The 16189-nt window shown below is 34.1% G+C and carries 18 protein-coding genes and 1 tRNA gene; 2 read left to right on the top strand and 17 right to left on the bottom strand.

Annotated elements, in window-relative coordinates; translation table 11 throughout:
* Positions 1–260: 260 nt before the first annotated feature.
* Positions 261–333, bottom strand: a tRNA-Ala gene (locus tag PBV87_RS21880).
* 289 nt (positions 334–622) lie between these two features.
* Positions 623–1303 (bottom strand): YgjP-like metallopeptidase domain-containing protein, encoded by a 681-nt coding sequence (locus PBV87_RS21875; RefSeq protein WP_053985768.1) that lies wholly within the window; start codon positions 1301–1303, stop codon positions 623–625.
* A 197-nt stretch (positions 1304–1500) separates the two neighbouring features.
* On the opposite strand from PBV87_RS21875, the gene PBV87_RS21870 reads away from it, so the two are divergent.
* A complete protein-coding gene (locus tag PBV87_RS21870; protein ID WP_053985769.1) occupies positions 1501–1905 on the top strand; it encodes a nucleoside triphosphate pyrophosphohydrolase family protein in 405 nt (134 codons plus the stop codon).
* Between the two features lie 108 nt (positions 1906–2013).
* On the opposite strand, the gene PBV87_RS21865 is transcribed toward PBV87_RS21870, so the two are convergent.
* Positions 2014–2493: an NUDIX domain-containing protein gene (locus PBV87_RS21865; RefSeq protein ID WP_053985770.1), complete on the bottom strand. Its 480-nt coding sequence runs from the start codon at positions 2491–2493 to the stop codon at positions 2014–2016.
* Between the two features lie 154 nt (positions 2494–2647).
* Here PBV87_RS21865 and PBV87_RS21860 point away from each other — a divergent pair, with 154 nt between their 5' ends.
* Positions 2648–3394 (top strand): copper homeostasis protein CutC, encoded by a 747-nt coding sequence (locus PBV87_RS21860; protein ID WP_271013753.1) that lies wholly within the window; start codon positions 2648–2650, stop codon positions 3392–3394.
* Between the two features lie 159 nt (positions 3395–3553).
* On the opposite strand, the gene PBV87_RS21855 is transcribed toward PBV87_RS21860, so the two are convergent.
* The 14 genes from PBV87_RS21855 to PBV87_RS21790 all read right to left on the bottom strand — a co-directional run bounded on the left by PBV87_RS21855 (position 3554) and on the right by PBV87_RS21790 (position 16048).
* Complete coding sequence (locus PBV87_RS21855) at positions 3554–3841, bottom strand: hypothetical protein (protein ID WP_053985773.1); 288 nt, start codon at positions 3839–3841, stop codon at positions 3554–3556.
* 23 nt (positions 3842–3864) lie between these two features.
* Complete coding sequence (locus PBV87_RS21850) at positions 3865–5244, bottom strand: YeiH family protein (protein WP_053985774.1); 1380 nt, start codon at positions 5242–5244, stop codon at positions 3865–3867.
* 220 nt (positions 5245–5464) lie between these two features.
* The gene (radA, locus tag PBV87_RS21845) at positions 5465–6835 is read right to left on the bottom strand and encodes a DNA repair protein RadA (RefSeq protein ID WP_053985775.1); all 1371 of its coding nucleotides are present in this window, start codon (positions 6833–6835) and stop codon (positions 5465–5467) included.
* Positions 6836–7060: 225 nt separating this feature from the next.
* A complete protein-coding gene (locus PBV87_RS21840; protein WP_053985776.1) occupies positions 7061–7474 on the bottom strand; it encodes a hypothetical protein in 414 nt (137 codons plus the stop codon).
* Between the two features lie 84 nt (positions 7475–7558).
* Positions 7559–10003 carry an ATP-dependent Clp protease ATP-binding subunit gene (locus PBV87_RS21835; RefSeq protein WP_053985777.1) on the bottom strand — a complete coding sequence of 815 codons (2445 nt, stop codon included), beginning with the start codon at positions 10001–10003 and terminating at the stop codon, positions 7559–7561.
* Between the two features lie 22 nt (positions 10004–10025).
* The gene (locus PBV87_RS21830; RefSeq protein ID WP_053985778.1) at positions 10026–10490 is read right to left on the bottom strand and encodes a zinc ribbon domain-containing protein; all 465 of its coding nucleotides are present in this window, start codon (positions 10488–10490) and stop codon (positions 10026–10028) included.
* Between the two features lie 71 nt (positions 10491–10561).
* A complete protein-coding gene (locus tag PBV87_RS21825; RefSeq protein ID WP_053985779.1) occupies positions 10562–10909 on the bottom strand; it encodes a type II toxin-antitoxin system PemK/MazF family toxin in 348 nt (115 codons plus the stop codon).
* 1 nt (position 10910) lies between these two features.
* Complete coding sequence (locus PBV87_RS21820; RefSeq protein ID WP_053985780.1) at positions 10911–11099, bottom strand: hypothetical protein; 189 nt, start codon at positions 11097–11099, stop codon at positions 10911–10913.
* Positions 11100–11143: 44 nt separating this feature from the next.
* Positions 11144–12271, bottom strand: a complete 1128-nt coding sequence (alr, locus tag PBV87_RS21815) for an alanine racemase (RefSeq protein WP_053985781.1) — start codon at positions 12269–12271, stop codon at positions 11144–11146.
* Between the two features lie 21 nt (positions 12272–12292).
* Positions 12293–12871: a LolA family protein gene (locus PBV87_RS21810; RefSeq protein ID WP_271013752.1), complete on the bottom strand. Its 579-nt coding sequence runs from the start codon at positions 12869–12871 to the stop codon at positions 12293–12295.
* A gap of 125 nt (positions 12872–12996) precedes the next feature.
* On the bottom strand, positions 12997–14535 hold the full coding sequence (locus tag PBV87_RS21805) for an NAD(P)H-hydrate dehydratase (protein ID WP_271013751.1): 1539 nt from the start codon (positions 14533–14535) through the stop codon (positions 12997–12999).
* 1 nt (position 14536) lies between these two features.
* Positions 14537–14917, bottom strand: coding sequence for a holo-ACP synthase (gene acpS, locus PBV87_RS21800; RefSeq protein WP_053985784.1), 381 nt, complete (start codon positions 14915–14917; stop codon positions 14537–14539).
* Positions 14918–14919: 2 nt separating this feature from the next.
* Complete coding sequence (locus tag PBV87_RS21795) at positions 14920–15597, bottom strand: hypothetical protein (RefSeq protein WP_271013750.1); 678 nt, start codon at positions 15595–15597, stop codon at positions 14920–14922.
* Positions 15598–15760: 163 nt separating this feature from the next.
* A complete protein-coding gene (locus PBV87_RS21790; protein ID WP_271013749.1) occupies positions 15761–16048 on the bottom strand; it encodes a hypothetical protein in 288 nt (95 codons plus the stop codon).
* Positions 16049–16189: the final 141 nt, after the last annotated feature.

The following is a 16189-nucleotide window of genomic DNA, read 5'->3' as shown; positions in this document are numbered from 1 at the left end:
ATTGTGTCATTGAATATTTGCCTTGTTCTTGTTAAATATAACAGAATAAGTATTAATTTTACTGATATAACATCTTGTAACGTTTCTACAAAACTAACAATCTGTAATATAGTATTTCGAATTTCTAAAATTTATTTTCACTAACGTTCAATAAATTAAGAACTTCGTTATCGGTTAAATTGTAGATTCAAAATTTCTTTCAAATCTATTATTTGATTATGTTTAGTTTTCAAAGTACAATGTTGTCCAATTATGGACAATGGAGACGAAGGGGTTCGAACCCTTGACCCCCTGCGTGCAAGGCAGGTGCTCTCCCAGCTGAGCTACGCCCCCAAAATGGGATATTCTATTTGTGTCAGTGCTTTACGCCCGCCGCTGACTCTATGAAGTATACTAAAAGTGCATATGTATGTCAACAGTTTTTCTGCATTTTTTTGTCGTCTTTTTTAAATCAAACTTTCCTATATTTTTCCTGTAAATTCTCAACTTTCTTAGTATAAAAAAAGAAGTTACATGCTATATTATTTATACACATGAAACTTCTTCTTAATATCTATTTATCTTTTTTCTATAAGTTATATCCATTATAGAATTTATAGAAAAAAGATAATACTCGAAAGCATTATCTAAAGATAAAACGATCTTTATTTATATTTACCCATTCTCTTGCTTGTTCTGATTCAGGTACCATTTTAGCTAAAACACTATTACTATCTTCGATTCCATTAAATCTACAAAGTGCTTCTACTAAAACACTGTCAATTAAATTCACAGGGCCTACTCCAATATTCACATCGAAAATGATTTGATCTTCGTCTATATACCAAAGTCTATTTTGAAGTATTTTCACATCAACTTTCTTTGGCATTTTTTCAAATTGCTCATTATAAACTTTTACGCGTTCTTTAAGTTTACTCATTGTTTTTGTTATGTACCATTCACATAAAGGCAACATCATTGTTTCTTTAGTAATATTTTGTCCTTCAACAACAAATTTTCCTCTTACTAATTTAACAACAGGATTTTCCTTTGTTTCATCTTCTACAAATTCAATTCCATAGTTTTTACCTAAATACATACAGTGATTTGCATATTCTTTTGCACGTTGTATACGTAAAAGTTCACCTAAGATCCAATCTGCATTCCCCTTTACTTTATCCATGACACTAAATAGAGGTGTACCTACAGGAGCTAACACTTTAACACTACCATCTTCATCTACATTAATAGCAATGCTAGTTCTTTTTTTGTATGTTAGGTCATAATCGATCTTGGTTCCTTCAAAATTAAAACTTAGTTTCATATCATACCTCTTTACTTATATATTCTGTCCTCTTACTGTACAATGTAGTATTATAACATAAATTCACTAAAAGTTTGTATATTTTTTTTTGGTTTTTTTATCCATCTATTAGTTTTACAACTTTCAAAATCTTTCCATTTATGCTATACTACTATCTAAAGATACACCAACGTTATGGTTTAGGAGTGATGTTTAAAATGATAGAGTCTACTGAACTTGAACAATTTCAGAACTTTATAGATGACTTAATTTTACGCAATAAAAGTATACTAGATCAAATGACAAAATTACAAGATGCTTCTGCTCGTTTAAACCGAGCCATATCAAAATCAGCAACTATGTGCGGGTGTATAAAACTCGAAACTGCTAAGCAACAATTAGATTTTTCTAGCATTTCCAGTTCCGAGGAATTAAAATCCCTTCTAAGTACTCATCTTGAAGGCTATCCATGCCCTGATTGTAATGAATCCATAGAAAAAGAAATGGGACGTGTCCTATTCTATCTAGGAGCCCTTGCAAATACATTAGGCATTTCACTTTCTTCTGTCGTAGAAAATGAAAAGGCACGTACAAATATTTTAGGGAAATATTCATTAAAATAGCATTTAAATAAGTCTTTAAAAATCATAAATTATGATTTTTAAAGACTTATTTTTATACTTATCCCCAATTTATCCACATTTTGTGTATAAATTGGAATTTTTTAACATTTATTCTTCTAAAATCATGCCTCTTTGATAAACTTCACAGTTTTTAAAATCATTTTCTAGGTCATTCCAAAATTGTTCTCTAAATACTGGTGGAAAAATCGGAATTTTGGATGTTTGAATTTCTTTCTTAGATACAAAACGACATTCTTTAATAAATTGAACTTCAACTTCTGGATCGTATCCTGCCCTAATTGTACTTTCATCTTCTATTGCAGTTAAAAAGAACATACCTAAATGATGTGTATCGAGCTCATAGTCAACGTATTCACTCATATAAATTAATCTAAGTGGTCTGCACTTAGCATTACATTCTTCTTCTACTTCCCTTACAATGGTATCAATAACACTTTCCTCTGGCTCCATACCACCACCTGGAAGTGTCCACCATTCAAATCCTGTCTCTGGGTTCTTCTGTCTCAATAAAAGTAACTCTTGCTGCTCATTTAAGATAATAGCCGCTGCCCTTGGTCGTATATACATCCTGTCCCCCACTCTCTTTGTATTCCTAAATTTATTATACCATACTTTCTAATTCTTAACCTACAAAATCACCCTTTCTCCTTGAAACACAGTCATTCCTAAGTTATACTGGCAACAATAACAGCAAGTATTTACAAAAGAAAGAGGTTAATTTATGAAAGATTTTAACTTAGAAATATGTATTGATTCTGCTGAATCTGCTATTATAGCTGCTGCAAATGGTGCAACTCGACTTGAACTATGTGGTCATCTCATGATAGGTGGTGTTACACCTTGTACAGGCCTTATCAAAATGGTAAAAGATGTCGCCAATATCCCTGCTTATGCTATTATTCGTCCTCGTTTTGGAGATTTTGTTTATTCTGACCTCGAATTCGAACAAATGAAAAGAGATGTTGTAGCATGTCGTGAGTTAATGGTTGATGGTCTTGTACTAGGTGCCCTTACACCAGACGGTCACTTGGATATAGAACGTCTTAAGCCACTAGTTGAACTGTCAAATGGTATGCATCTAACATTACATCGTGCATTTGATGTATGCTCTGACCCTTTCCGCGCTTTAGAAGAAGCAATAGAACTTGGCTTCCATACAATCCTTACTTCTGGTCAAGCTGCTAATGCTTACGAAGGTCGTAAACTATTAAAACAACTTATAGAAGCTGCTAATGGCCGTATTGACATTATGCCTGGAGCTGGTGTTACAAGTTCAAACTTAAAAGAAATTTTAACTACAACAGGTGCTACCAGCGTTCATTTATCTGCCAAAACACTTCGTCCATCTTTAAGTACACATAGAAATCCTAATGTTTATATGGGCTTGCCATCGATTGATGAATCAATCATCTATGAAACTAATCCTGAAGAAGTAAAAGCTGCTCGTCAAGTTCTTGAAACGCTTTAATCTCCTCTATAACTCCTACATATTTTTGTAGGAGTTTCTTCTATATATATATCTTTTCACATATACCCTTTCCACTTACTTTTATAGCATTACTAAAACTGTTTCTTTTCTCATAGTAAAAAGGGCTGTTTCACAACAACCCTTTTATTATGAGAATTATTATTTTAATTTTGTATCTAAGTATACCCATGCTTTCCAGCATATAAATCCCCATCCGCAAAATAATCCTATAATAAGAAGAGGATTTAAGTTCTGCACGAATCTATGGTTAAAGAAATATTTTTCCCAACCTGGAATATCACTATAATAGTATGATCCTGGACCAAAGTTTAGTCCTTCTATTAATCCTATATCATTTTGCATAATATAGATTGCACAGCCTATTATAATAATGAAAATTCCTAGAGCTATGTAATTTAATACTTTAACTATTTGTGCCTGTTTCACAATAATCCTCTCCTCTGTTTAGTTTAAGCGATAATATTAGGAATTGGTAAGAAGATACCACTTAATAATAGCCATGCTACAAATAAAGTTAAAATTAAGTTGAATACTTGCCCAACTACATATAGTGTAAGTGGTTTACCACCTTGCATTTGACTTGCCATTTCTTTGAAGTTTGTTTCAAGACCAATACTCATAAAGGCAAGACAGAAGCACCATCCTTTAAAACCACTTAATGATTTAATAACTGCTTTAGTTGTTTCTGTACCAAATGCTGGTTCAACTAAGAATGAAAATACAACTGAAGCTAATACAAATCCAATAATAAATTTAGGGAATCTATGCCAAATTTCTGAAACCCCTACTTTATTTCCAGCTGTGTTATCTACTTTTGTTGTAAAGAAAATTGCTACTGCAAAAGCAATAAATCCAATTAAAATATTTTGAATCATTTTTACAAGTGCTGCTACTTGACCACCTATAGGACCTAACGCTTCACCTGCTAATACTACTGCTCCCGTTGAGTCAACAGTACCACCAATCCAAGCCCCACCAATCATTGGATCAATATTCATCCACTTACAAACAAATGGCATTGCTACCATCATAACAACAGTAAAGATAAGTGAAAGACCAACTGCGAAAGTTAAGTCATTCTTTTTCCCTTTACAAGCTGCTGCACTAGCAATTGCTGCTGATGTACCACAAACAGATGTTGCACAAGCAATAATCATAACCATTGATTTATTTGTGATCTTTAAGAACTTTGTACCGAAAAGCCACATGAAAATAATAACAACTGGTGTTACTAACCACGCAATTCCAAGTCCGTAAATTCCAAATTCAGCAATATTTGAGAAAAGTACTTCCGCTCCCATAATTACTAAACCTGTTTTAATATAAAACTCTGTCTGAATTGCTGGCTTTATCCATTCTGGTGTCTTTATGGTATTACATACTAACATCCCAATAAGAAGTGCCCAGAATGCATACTCAAGATAATTTTTCATTGTTACTTGTGCAGCTAATGTATACGCAAGTAATGCTAATAAAAATACACCTGCAAATCCTGCTATAAATTTAACAGGACTTTTCCCCATACATTTCATACCAATACTAAATAATAGCGCTAGAACAATGAATGTAAACCCAACACCCATAATAAATTTACCATCTGCTAAAACACTTAATACTGATGGATTCTCTGCTGTTCCCCAAGTGGCTACTTTTACACCTTTAAATGTAAAAGCTTCAGTTGTTACACTGATAAATCCTAATGTGATAACAATAAACCCTAACCAAATAGCCCACCAATCTTCATTCTTATAAAGATCCGACCATTTAAATTTACTTGCTACTACTTGTTCAGTATCAACAACCTGATCTACTACTGCTGTGTTATCCATACTTTCCCTCCCATATTTTGTGTTTCTTCAAATATATCCACTGTTAAAAAAATAACAGTTATTTTATACTTTAAAAATAGCATATGTTATATTTATTCGTCAATAAAATAACAAAGTAAATTTTATTTTTGTATATTATCATCAATTTTACCCTCTATATTTTATGCATCATATCAATATTTTTAACTTATAATATAAAAAAAGAGATGAATACAAACATTCATCTCACTGCAATAGCATCTAGTGCTTCTCCAATATTTGATACACCTATTATTTTAATCCCCTTTATAGGTGGTAATTTTTCTACATTAGCTTTTGGCATAATACATATTTTGAATCCTAATTTAGCAGCTTCAATAACACGTTTTTCTGCCATTGGCACACCTCTTACTTCTCCGGTTAAACCAATCTCCCCAAAAATAACTGTATGAGGGTCTATAGATGTATTTCTAAAACTTGAAGCAATTGCAAGTGCAGCTGCTAAATCAAGTGATGGCTCATTGATTCTAAGGCCACCTGCTAAATTGACATAAACATCGTAATTACCCAAATCCAGTCCTGCACGTTTTTCAAGTACTGCAATTAAGATGACTACACGATTGTAATCAAGACCTGTCGCTGTACGACGTGGCATCCCAAAACTTGTAAAACTTGCTAACGCCTGCACTTCTATAAGCATAGGTCTTGTTCCTTCTAGTGAACAACTTACTAACGATCCTGCAACATCCATAGGTCTTCCCGCTAGCATAATCTCTGAAGGATTTAAAACTTCTTTAAGTCCTATATCTTGCATTTCAAATACACCAATTTCATTTGTAGAACCAAAACGATTTTTTACTGCACGTAATATTCTAAATGAAGCATGTCTTTCCCCTTCAAAGTAAAGTACTGTATCTACCATATGTTCTAGGACTCTTGGGCCTGCAAGTGCACCTTCCTTTGTTACATGTCCAACAATCATAATAGTAATACCATATCCCTTACCTAAATTCATTAACTTGTGAGTGGCTTCACGAACCTGGCTCACACTTCCTGGTGCTGACGTAACATCATCACAATAGACTGTCTGGATTGAATCTAGTATAACAAGATCTGGTTTAGTTGTTTTTATTTGGTTTTCAATAAAGTTCATATTTGTTTCTGCTAAGAGATTTAGATTATTTGTATGAACATTTAATCTCTCCCCTCGCATTTTTATCTGACTGACAGACTCTTCACCTGAGACATATAGTACTTGTTTATCTTGTCTACCGAGTTCTTCACAAATTTGTAAAAGCAAGGTTGATTTCCCTATCCCTGGATCTCCACCAACAAGGATTAAAGACCCTCTTACAATCCCTCCTCCTAGTACTCTATCTAATTCATTCATACCTGTGGTTGTACGAATTTCATTTTCTATCTTAATATCTTTAAGTCTTATTGGAGCATTACTTGTCCCCTTTACACTACTTGAAGTTAGAGGTGTCTTTTTAGCCTCAACTACTTCTTCAACCAAACTGCCCCATTCATTGCAACTTGGACATTTTCCCATCCACTTTCCTGACTCATAGCCACACTGCTGGCATACATAAACTTGCTTAAGTTTTGCCATAATCTATATTTCTCCTTTTATTAACTAACTTTTTATAGTATTACCTATTTAGGTATTCTTAAAAACTTCATTTCTTATTATCATATCACATTTCTACAAACTACACATTCTATAACCTATCACTATCTGCACTACTAAGTCTTTTCCTATTATACTTTATAGAACTAAATCCTATCTGCTATAAATTAAAAGAGCCGTTCACATCGTGAACGACCCTTGCTTTAATTAGCCTACTCTTTTAAGAACTACATTTTTAGGTTCTTTATTAAGATCTACTGAAAAAACAACTTTACCTGTACTTGATGTTTTAACATGATCAACAAGCACATCTTCAATTAATAATTTATATTCAGTATCTGGCTGTATCTCTAATGTAATTTGAGCCATTTTGTTACCTTCAACTTCAAACTTCACTACTTCGTCTGTTACCGAAAAGTGATGTACAGCTGTACCTGGTAGCGATTCGTAAACAAGTGCACCATCTCTTTTGAGTTTTGTTACTTCATAAAATGATTTTGCTTTATAGAAACGTCCATCTACCTCAAAATCATTTACTTTTGTCTTTTCTTGTAAGTCATAATTTCCAAAACTAAGTGTGCCATCCTCGTTAAGACGAATAATTTCTGTAATAACAGCCATGATAAAACCCTCCACTAAATAATAAATTCAACACTTATCTATATATATGTCTATTATACACGATTTACTATAAAAAGTATAGGATTATTGTTTTTTCAGGATAATTGTGTCATTTTCTAAATTTACGTATACACTATCCCCTTCTCTTAAATGTCCTGCAAGAATTTCATCAGCTAACTTATCTTCAATATAACTTTGAATGGTACGTTTAAGAGGTCTTGCTCCATACGCCTTATCATATCCCTTTTCAGCTAAGAAATTAAGCGCTTCAGCTGTAAGCTCAATTTGAATACCTACATTCTTGGTAATACGAGAAGTTAAATCTTTAATCATAATTTCAGCAATTTGTTTGATATGTTCAGTTGTAAGAGAATGGAACACTAATGTCTCATCAATACGATTTAGGAATTCTGGTCTGAATGAACGTTTTAACTCATCCATTACGTTCTTTTTCATCTCTTCATAGTTTTTCTTCTCATCATTGACAGAAATAAATCCTACACGCTTAGGTTCAACAATATTACGAGCCCCTAAGTTAGAAGTCATAATAATGATCGCATTTTTAAAGTTAATACGTCTTCCTGTAGAATCTGTTATATGTCCATCATCAAGTATCTGAAGTAAAATGTTAAATACATCTGGATGTGCTTTTTCTATCTCATCAAATAGAATAACACAATAAGGTTTACGTCTTATTTTTTCTGTTAGCTGCCCGCCTTCTTCATAACCTACATATCCTGGTGGTGAACCAATAAGCTTGGATACAGCGTGTTTTTCCATATATTCACTCATATCAAGGCGTACCATAGCATTTTCATCGCCAAACATGACTTCTGCCAATGCTTTTGTAAGTTCTGTTTTTCCTACACCCGTTGGTCCTAAGAATAAGAACGAACCTATTGGACGATTTGGATCTTTCAATCCTACACGCCCACGTCTTACAGCCTTAGCTACTGCTATTGTAGCTTCTTCTTGACCAATCACGCGTTCATGTAAAATATTTTCTAGATTCTTAAGCCTTTCAGCTTCTTCTTGAGCCAGTTTAATAACTGGTATGTGAGTCCATGTACTTACAACTGTTGCAATATCTTCTTCTGTCACAGCTTGACGTTCTATTGTATGTGTTGCTTCCCATTCAGCTTGTGCTTTTACAATTTCTTCTCTTAATTCAGCTTCTAAGCGTTTAATTTCACCAGCTTTTAAGTAATCTTCACTAATAATAGCCTCTTCTTTTTGAAGTGCATACTCCTCTAATTTAGCTTCTAATTCTTTAATGTGTTCTGGTGAAGTATAACTTCTAAGACGTACACGAGATGCTGCTTCATCAATTAAATCAATTGCTTTATCTGGTAAGAAGCGATCTGCTATATAGCGGCTTGAAAGACGTACTGCTGCCTGAATCGCTTCTTTTGTAATTTGCACTTGATGATGCACTTCATATTTTTCTTTAATACCTTCTAAGATAAGAAGTGTTTCAAGTTCAGTAGGTTCATCAACAGTTACAGGTTGGAATCTACGTTCAAGCGCTGCATCTTTTTCAATATGTTTACGATATTCTTCTAAGGTCGTTGCCCCTACAAGTTGAATTTCTCCCCTTGCTAATGATGGTTTTAAAATATTAGATGCATCCATTGCCCCTTCTGCGGCACCTGCTCCAATAATAGTATGCAACTCATCAATAAAAAGAATAATATCACCTGCTAAACGTACTTCTTCTAGTACTTTATTGATACGTTCTTCAAATTCACCTCTATATTTCGTTCCAGAAATCATAGAAGATAAATCAAGAGACACCACACGTTTTTCTCTTAATAAATCTGGTACAATACCCTCTACAATTTTTTGAGCTAGCCCTTCTACTACAGCTGTTTTACCTACTCCTGGCTCTCCAACAAGACAAGGGTTATTCTTTGTACGTCGTGAAAGAATTTGTGTTATTCTTTCAATTTCCTTTTCACGTCCTATAATTGGATCAAACTTATCTTCTCTAGCAAGTTTTGTTAAATCACGACTATAACGATCTAATGTTGGTGTTGTTGATTTAATATTACTTTTTCCTTGTGGGGAATGGAACTGCCCTGGACTTACTGAAGGTTCATTTGAAACCATGGTTAAAATCTTAGAAGTAATATCTCTTGGATCTCCATTTAATACTTCTATCAATTTAACCGCTACACTATTTTTTTCTTTTAGAAGAGCAATAAGAAGATGTTCTGTCCCAATAGTTGTCATATTCATTTGAGCTGCAATATTGCTACTTGATTCAATCACACGTTTAAGACGAGGTGTATAGTCTCTTGAAATAACATTTGATTTGTTACCAAATCCAAGCACTTCTCTCATCTTTTCTATAACATCATCTTCCTCGATGCCGGCTTGCTCACATGCTAAACACGCTATTGAATCTTTAACATGTAAAAGCCCTACTAACAAATGCTCTGTTCCTAAGTAACTATGTCTAAACTGCTCTACTATTTCCTGTGCATAGGAAATGGCAGCTTTTGCTTGCACTGTAAACTTACTTTGCATGGGTTTCCTCCTGCTTCAATTGTTATAATTTCTCTCCACAATGGATGCAAAATGCTGCTTCTGGTGGATTACCTATATTACAATGTGGACAAAATTTAAGAATTTTAATACCATTCTCATCTCTTTTTACACTGGCATAGGTAGGTTGGTCTTCATTCCATGTTTGACGCACTTCTCTTTTATAAGCATCAAAACTATCTTTTTGTACATTAACTGTTTGCTCAACTTCTTTTTCAAGTTTTTCTAACTCTTGTGTAAGACTTGAAATACGATTACAAAGGGCATCTGGTGTTTCTTCCACTTTCCCTTCCATATAGTTTTTATAATAAACTTCACCTAGTTTTTGATAAAGTTTCTTTAGTTCATTTTTCAGAGTTAAAATGTCACTACGATATTTCGCTTGATCTACAGTTTTTTGAGTTTGGTCTAATGCTTCTTTACAAGTATTTTTAAGACTTGAACTAAGCTTATCAATTATATCTTTCATATTCAACATCGCCTCCATTTTCTTAATTGTATCACAAAAAGCGAGACTAGTGAACCAGCCTCGCTTGTGCATTATGTATCTAGTGCTAAACTTTGCTTAAGTGCTTTATCCACAAGCCTCATAAAGTCATCTTCTAAATGACATATTTTCTCTTTGAGACGTCTTTTATCAATTGTTCGAATTTGTTCAAGCAATATGACTGAATTACGTACAAGTTCATATTGTGTTGCATTAATTTCTACATGGGTTGGCATTTTAGTTTTGTGAACATTGGAAGTAATGGCTGCACATATAACAGTTGGGCTAAACTTATTGCCTACGTCATTTTGAATCACTAAAACTGGCCTTACCCCACCTTGTTCAGAACCTATAACTGGACTTAAATCTGCATAAAATATATCTCCACGTTTCACCTGCATTCTACTCACACTCCGTGGCGTGGTCGTAATAGGATTCGACCTCTCTTTCTACTTCAAAGTATAACTTTGATAACGATAAATTTAAAGCTGCCATCTCTTGATAGCCTCTTCTCATGGTATCTAAATCCACTTTTTCTGTATTGTGCTTTAAGGAAGTTTCTCCCTTTGTATGTTCACTTGGATGAATCATTTAAATCACTCCCTCATGCATACCTTTTGCCAACTTTTTTAAAATTATACATAAATACGTGGGACTCTTTTACCTATCATACACATGATTTCATAGTTAATTGTATCTGTTAATCTAGCTAATTCTTCGATAGATACTGTCTTATCTCCTTGGCTTCCAAATACAACAACTTCGTCCCCTACACTAATATCATCGATATGGGTTACATCTACCATAAATTGATCCATGCAAATATTACCAAGAACATTAGCGTACTGACCTCTTATGAGCACCCGCCCTTTATTAGAAAGTCTTCTAGAATAACCATCTGCATACCCAATAGGAATCGTTGCAACCTTCATCTCTCTAGGTGTACAGAACTTTCTACCATAACCAATATAATGCCCTTCCCCTAAAGTCTTTACATGTACAACTTGTGTCTTTAAGGTCATAGCTGGTTGTAAGTTAATTTTCTTTCCAAATAAATAATCAGACGGGTAATAACCATACATAATAATCCCTGGTCTTACCATGTTGACATATGCATAGCTATGTACCATTACTGCTGCACTATTGGCTGCATGCACAATAGGGAATTCTATACCTGCTTCATGGAGTTCATTTAGAAAACCTGTAAAAATGCTCCACTGTTCTTTTGTATAAGAAGGATCACTCTCATCTGCAGTAGAAAAATGAGTAAAAATCCCCTCCATATTAATGTTTGGCAATGTGGCAATGCGTTTAATCTCTTCCACACTTTGCGGATCTGCTAAAAAGCCAATACGTCCCATCCCTGTATCTACTTTAATATGCACATTAACAGATTTATTAAACTTAGCTGCTTCTTCTGAAATAAATTCTGCCATTTCATAAGAAAATACAGTTTGAGTCAAGTCATATTGAATTAATGCTTCAATATCTGCAGCAGGTGTGTATCCTAATACTAAAATAGGTTTTTCTATACCAGCCTCTCTTAGTTCTTCCCCTTCTTTTGCAATGGCAACTGCAAAACAATCTGCGCCTTCATCCTGAAAAATCTTAGCAATTTCGATTGCACCATGACCATAGCCATCTGCTTTAACGATACTCATTATTTGAGTATTGTGAGGAATAACTTTTCTGATTTCGTGGTAATTATGCCTAATAGCTTCTGTACTTACTTCTGCTACAACGCGTGGTCTTAGAGATAACATATTGAGCCTCCTTTTAAGACCTTACTTTATACTATTATACCCAAAACTTTCAAATACAATAGATATTGTAAGGTTGCCTTCTGTATCGTATATTTCCATTTTCTTTGGGTATTTTGTCTGTTCATCAAACCATACTTTTTCGCTTGCCATATATCTAAATCTGCCTGGTATTGGAATTGTAATTGTAGAATCCGTAGCTTGTGCTGGATTCTCTTTGTACTGTTTAACAAAGGTTCCAAATAAAAGCTGATTTAAAACAGGACTAACTTTTGTTTGAATGGTTTCCCCTGTTGAAGGATGATACTCTGACATTGTATTCCCATCATAGGTCGTACAATAACCTTTTAATCTTTCAGGTTCTAAAATAGTCGTTTGATAAGTACCATCTTCATTATAAACTTGCTTCACCTTAATGTTACTCTCATCTTTGTTTTTTGTAAACGTTATTGATAGGTCTGATTCATAATTTTTTAAGTTCTTAAGCATATCCTCTATACTTTGAACACTTTTTGTACCTAATGCTGGATTTTGGCATCCCCATACAGCACCTGCTAACAAGAGAATACAGCCAATTACCAAAATTCTTTTTAATTTGTACATAAAAAACCTCCTAAACAAGTATGAAAAGGAAGGGTTTAATCACATCCAAGCGTACTCTTTGGTGCACTCACATTCATTTCCTCTATAAATAATATACTCGTCTGAAGGTTAATATATGATAAACTTTACAAACTCATTAAATTCTTAAAACTATCTCCTACATAATCAAGTAAATCTGTAGGTAATACACTATATATACCTTTATGTTCTACTACATGTAAGCTAGTATCTCCATGTAAATATGCTCCAAGAAGGGCTGCTTCTAGAGGTTTATTATTACAAGCTAATATACCTGTAATAAATCCTGTTAAAACATCCCCAGCTCCACCTTTAGCAACCGCCTGATGCCCTTTAGCTGTTATATAAAGCGTTTCACTTGCAGGATCTACTATAAACATCCTCTCCAACTTTAATACAGTAATTACACCATATCGCTTACTAAAATTCCTAGCATATTTCATTGGATCTTTCAAAATTTCTTCAACACTTACTTCACATAGCATACTCATTTCTCCTACATGAGGTGTTAAGATGAGAGGCGTCTTACGTAGCTTCATTTGTTCTAAATAAGGCTTTAAAGCATATAACCCATCTGCATCTACAAGAGTAGGCCTATCATTAGCCAGTACGACTTCCATTATTCTTTGTGCGCTTATATCCCGCCCAAGTCCAGGCCCTATTGCAATTACACTATACCTAGCTATGATCTCTTTGAGTACATCTGCCGCTTGACTACTTAAATGTCCATCTTGTTCAGGAAGCGGTAATGTCATAGCCTCTGTTACCTTCTGCTCTACTATCTGGGTAAGTGATTTAGGTACAGCCATTGTAACTAGTCCTGCCCCTACCCTCATAGCACCCAGGCTTGTCATACAGATGGCACCACTCATTCCTATTTGCCCACCAATTACAAGAACCTTACCATAGGTCCCTTTATTACTTCTGATAGGTCTCCTTGGAAGTAGCTTAGAAGCTAACTGTTCTTCAATAACATAATGACTACATGCCATTCCTTCTACTAGTGCTTGTGGAATACCAATATCTACAACTCTAAGTTCACCACAATATTCTAAGCCCGGATAGACAAATTGTCCTACCTTACCTAGTTGAAAAGTAATCGTACAATCAGCTTTAATAGCTTCTCCTAATATTACTCCTGTATCACATTGGATACCTGAAGGTATATCTATACTCACTTTAAAGGCTTTTGATTGATTGACTCTCACAAATAACGCTTTGGTTGCACCCTCTACAACTCTTGTTAGACCCGTTCCAAATATGCCATCTACAATAACATCTGAACTTTCAATAACTGTATATAATTTATCTTGTTCATCTAGTAAACTTATAGATGGAATACACAACTTTTCACAAATTGCCTGATAACACTTACCATCTCTTGAGAGCTTCTCTGAATCTGCAACAAACCCAATCGTTACATTTTCTTTACCCAAGCAAACAAGTTGCCTTGCAAGTGCTAAACCATCTCCTCCATTATTCCCCGGACCACAAAGGATAAGTATTTCCTTTCCACTATGTTCTTGGCTTATATACTCATATAATCTACTTGCAGCTTGCTCCATTAACAATACACTTGGTATTAAATAATTTGAAATGGCCATCTCATCTAACTGATTCATTTCTCTTTTTGTTCCAAGCTTCATCTTAGTTCCCCTTTTCTAAAATAGCAACCGCCGTAGCGTACTCCTTAGTATGAGAAATAGTAAGGTGTATATGTGTGGCTCCAAGTTGATTACATAGTTCTAATGCTCCTCCATATAACTTCACCCAAGGTTTACCATTTTCATCTTTTCTCACTTCAATATCTCTCAACTCAAAAGCTACAAATCCTGTTCCAAGTGCTTTACTTACAGCTTCTTTAGCTGCAAAAATACCTGCAATAGATTCAAACTTTATCTTATCAACTTTTATGACACGCTCTTTTTCCTCTGCCGTTAAAAGCTTATCTACAAATGACTCTGTACGTTCAGTCGCTCGCTTAATACGTTTAACCTCTACTATGTCATTCCCTATTCCTATAATCACTTTTATGAATCACCTAATTTCTTATCCAATTTATCAATATGCTTATAGCCTACTATATTATGTAAGTAATGGTAAAGGGTTGTTATCTTTTGATCGTATTGTTTCTTTTCAGTTGCCTTTTCTAATAACTTTGCTCGCAGAATATCTATTTCCTCTTGTAGCTGGCTACTTGTTTCTTTATAACTTTCCATATAAGTATAGCTTAACGCTACTGCTTCTTCTGTCAAGTCTCTATTCGTTGACTCTATCAAACCTTGAACCTCTTCAAGCCTCGTTTCTTGACTCTCTACATCATTATTTATTTTAGTAATAGCTTGATGTAAAGTATCTAGCTCTGCTTCCCTTTTACTATCTCCCTTACTATTAATAGCTTCACTTACTTCTAATACTTTTTTTAATAAATTTTGTTTTACTGCATGGTTTTCTTTTAGAGCATTATTTAGGCTACCTTGTTCTTTTAAACAATCAACAAGTTCCTTTTCTTTTTGTTCAATCACTTCATTTATAATAAGTTCTTTGACATTATACCAACTCTTATCTATAACAAGTATAGGTAATTTCTTTTGCTCCATTATACTTTTTACTATTTTTTCTCTTTCATTAATCACTTGGCGTGAAACATTTATCTCTATATCGTGAGCCTTTTGATTTGGCATTTTCTTCTTAAAATTAAAGAACATAATTTTTCCTCCTGCTTTATCCTATATCCTATTTACTATATCGTCATCATAAACGCTACCTAATAGCTTATTTTATCCAATTAAATAAATTTAGGCCCTTTTCATAGTCTACTAACCTCTATGAAAAGGACCCTTCTATAGTTATTTACTATTCAAATAATAATTAGTTATTACATCCCCAGCCTGTATTTCTTGGTTGTGGTCTATTACATCCACATCCACATCCACATCCACAGCCACAACCTGGAGTAGTTGTATCGGCTACACCTTTAATACAACCTTCATCTTCTAATGCATCCCAAGCATCTTGTAAATCTTCAGCTAAATCTTGAATTTCTTGAATAAGATTATAAACATCGTTAGCTAAACATTTACAACCCTTCCTCTGACCACAGTTACATCCACAACTATTCCCACCATTACATCCACATCCGCAATTACAACATGCCATAACTAAAATCCCTCCTAATTTTTATCTAATTATTTATTACTAGTTATTCCAGCCACAATTTGTATTTCTTGGTTGTGGTCTATTACAGCCACAGCCGCAGCCACAACTTGGAGTAGTTGTATCGGCTACACCTTTAATACA

The organism is Holtiella tumoricola (assembly GCF_027857615.1).
Classification (GTDB): domain Bacteria; phylum Bacillota; class Clostridia; order Lachnospirales; family Cellulosilyticaceae; genus Holtiella; species Holtiella tumoricola.
This window is presented reverse-complemented; position numbering and strand designations above follow the sequence as displayed.

Excerpts from the sequence above, each read along its gene's own strand:
- PBV87_RS21790 (WP_271013749.1), bottom strand. The coding sequence starts at position 16,048 with ATGGCATGTTGTAATTGCGGATGTGGATGTAATGGTGGGAATAGTTGT.
- PBV87_RS21865 (WP_053985770.1), bottom strand. The coding sequence starts at position 2,493 with ATGTATATACGACCAAGGGCAGCGGCTATTATCTTAAATGAGCAGCAA.
- PBV87_RS21795 (WP_271013750.1), bottom strand. The coding sequence starts at position 15,597 with ATGTTCTTTAATTTTAAGAAGAAAATGCCAAATCAAAAGGCTCACGAT.
- PBV87_RS21830 (WP_053985778.1), bottom strand. The coding sequence starts at position 10,490 with ATGAAAGATATAATTGATAAGCTTAGTTCAAGTCTTAAAAATACTTGT.
- PBV87_RS21860 (WP_271013753.1), top strand. The coding sequence starts at position 2,648 with ATGAAAGATTTTAACTTAGAAATATGTATTGATTCTGCTGAATCTGCT.
- alr (WP_053985781.1), bottom strand. The coding sequence starts at position 12,271 with ATGTTATCTCTAAGACCACGCGTTGTAGCAGAAGTAAGTACAGAAGCT.
- PBV87_RS21875 (WP_053985768.1), bottom strand. The coding sequence starts at position 1,303 with ATGAAACTAAGTTTTAATTTTGAAGGAACCAAGATCGATTATGACCTA.
- PBV87_RS21820 (WP_053985780.1), bottom strand. The coding sequence starts at position 11,099 with ATGATTCATCCAAGTGAACATACAAAGGGAGAAACTTCCTTAAAGCAC.
- radA (WP_053985775.1), bottom strand. The coding sequence starts at position 6,835 with ATGGCAAAACTTAAGCAAGTTTATGTATGCCAGCAGTGTGGCTATGAG.
- PBV87_RS21825 (WP_053985779.1), bottom strand. The coding sequence starts at position 10,909 with ATGCAGGTGAAACGTGGAGATATATTTTATGCAGATTTAAGTCCAGTT.
- PBV87_RS21835 (WP_053985777.1), bottom strand. The coding sequence starts at position 10,003 with ATGCAAAGTAAGTTTACAGTGCAAGCAAAAGCTGCCATTTCCTATGCA.
- PBV87_RS21840 (WP_053985776.1), bottom strand. The coding sequence starts at position 7,474 with ATGGCTGTTATTACAGAAATTATTCGTCTTAACGAGGATGGCACACTT.
- PBV87_RS21850 (WP_053985774.1), bottom strand. The coding sequence starts at position 5,244 with ATGGATAACACAGCAGTAGTAGATCAGGTTGTTGATACTGAACAAGTA.
- PBV87_RS21805 (WP_271013751.1), bottom strand. The coding sequence starts at position 14,535 with ATGAAGCTTGGAACAAAAAGAGAAATGAATCAGTTAGATGAGATGGCC.
- PBV87_RS21810 (WP_271013752.1), bottom strand. The coding sequence starts at position 12,871 with ATGTACAAATTAAAAAGAATTTTGGTAATTGGCTGTATTCTCTTGTTA.
- PBV87_RS21870 (WP_053985769.1), top strand. The coding sequence starts at position 1,501 with ATGATAGAGTCTACTGAACTTGAACAATTTCAGAACTTTATAGATGAC.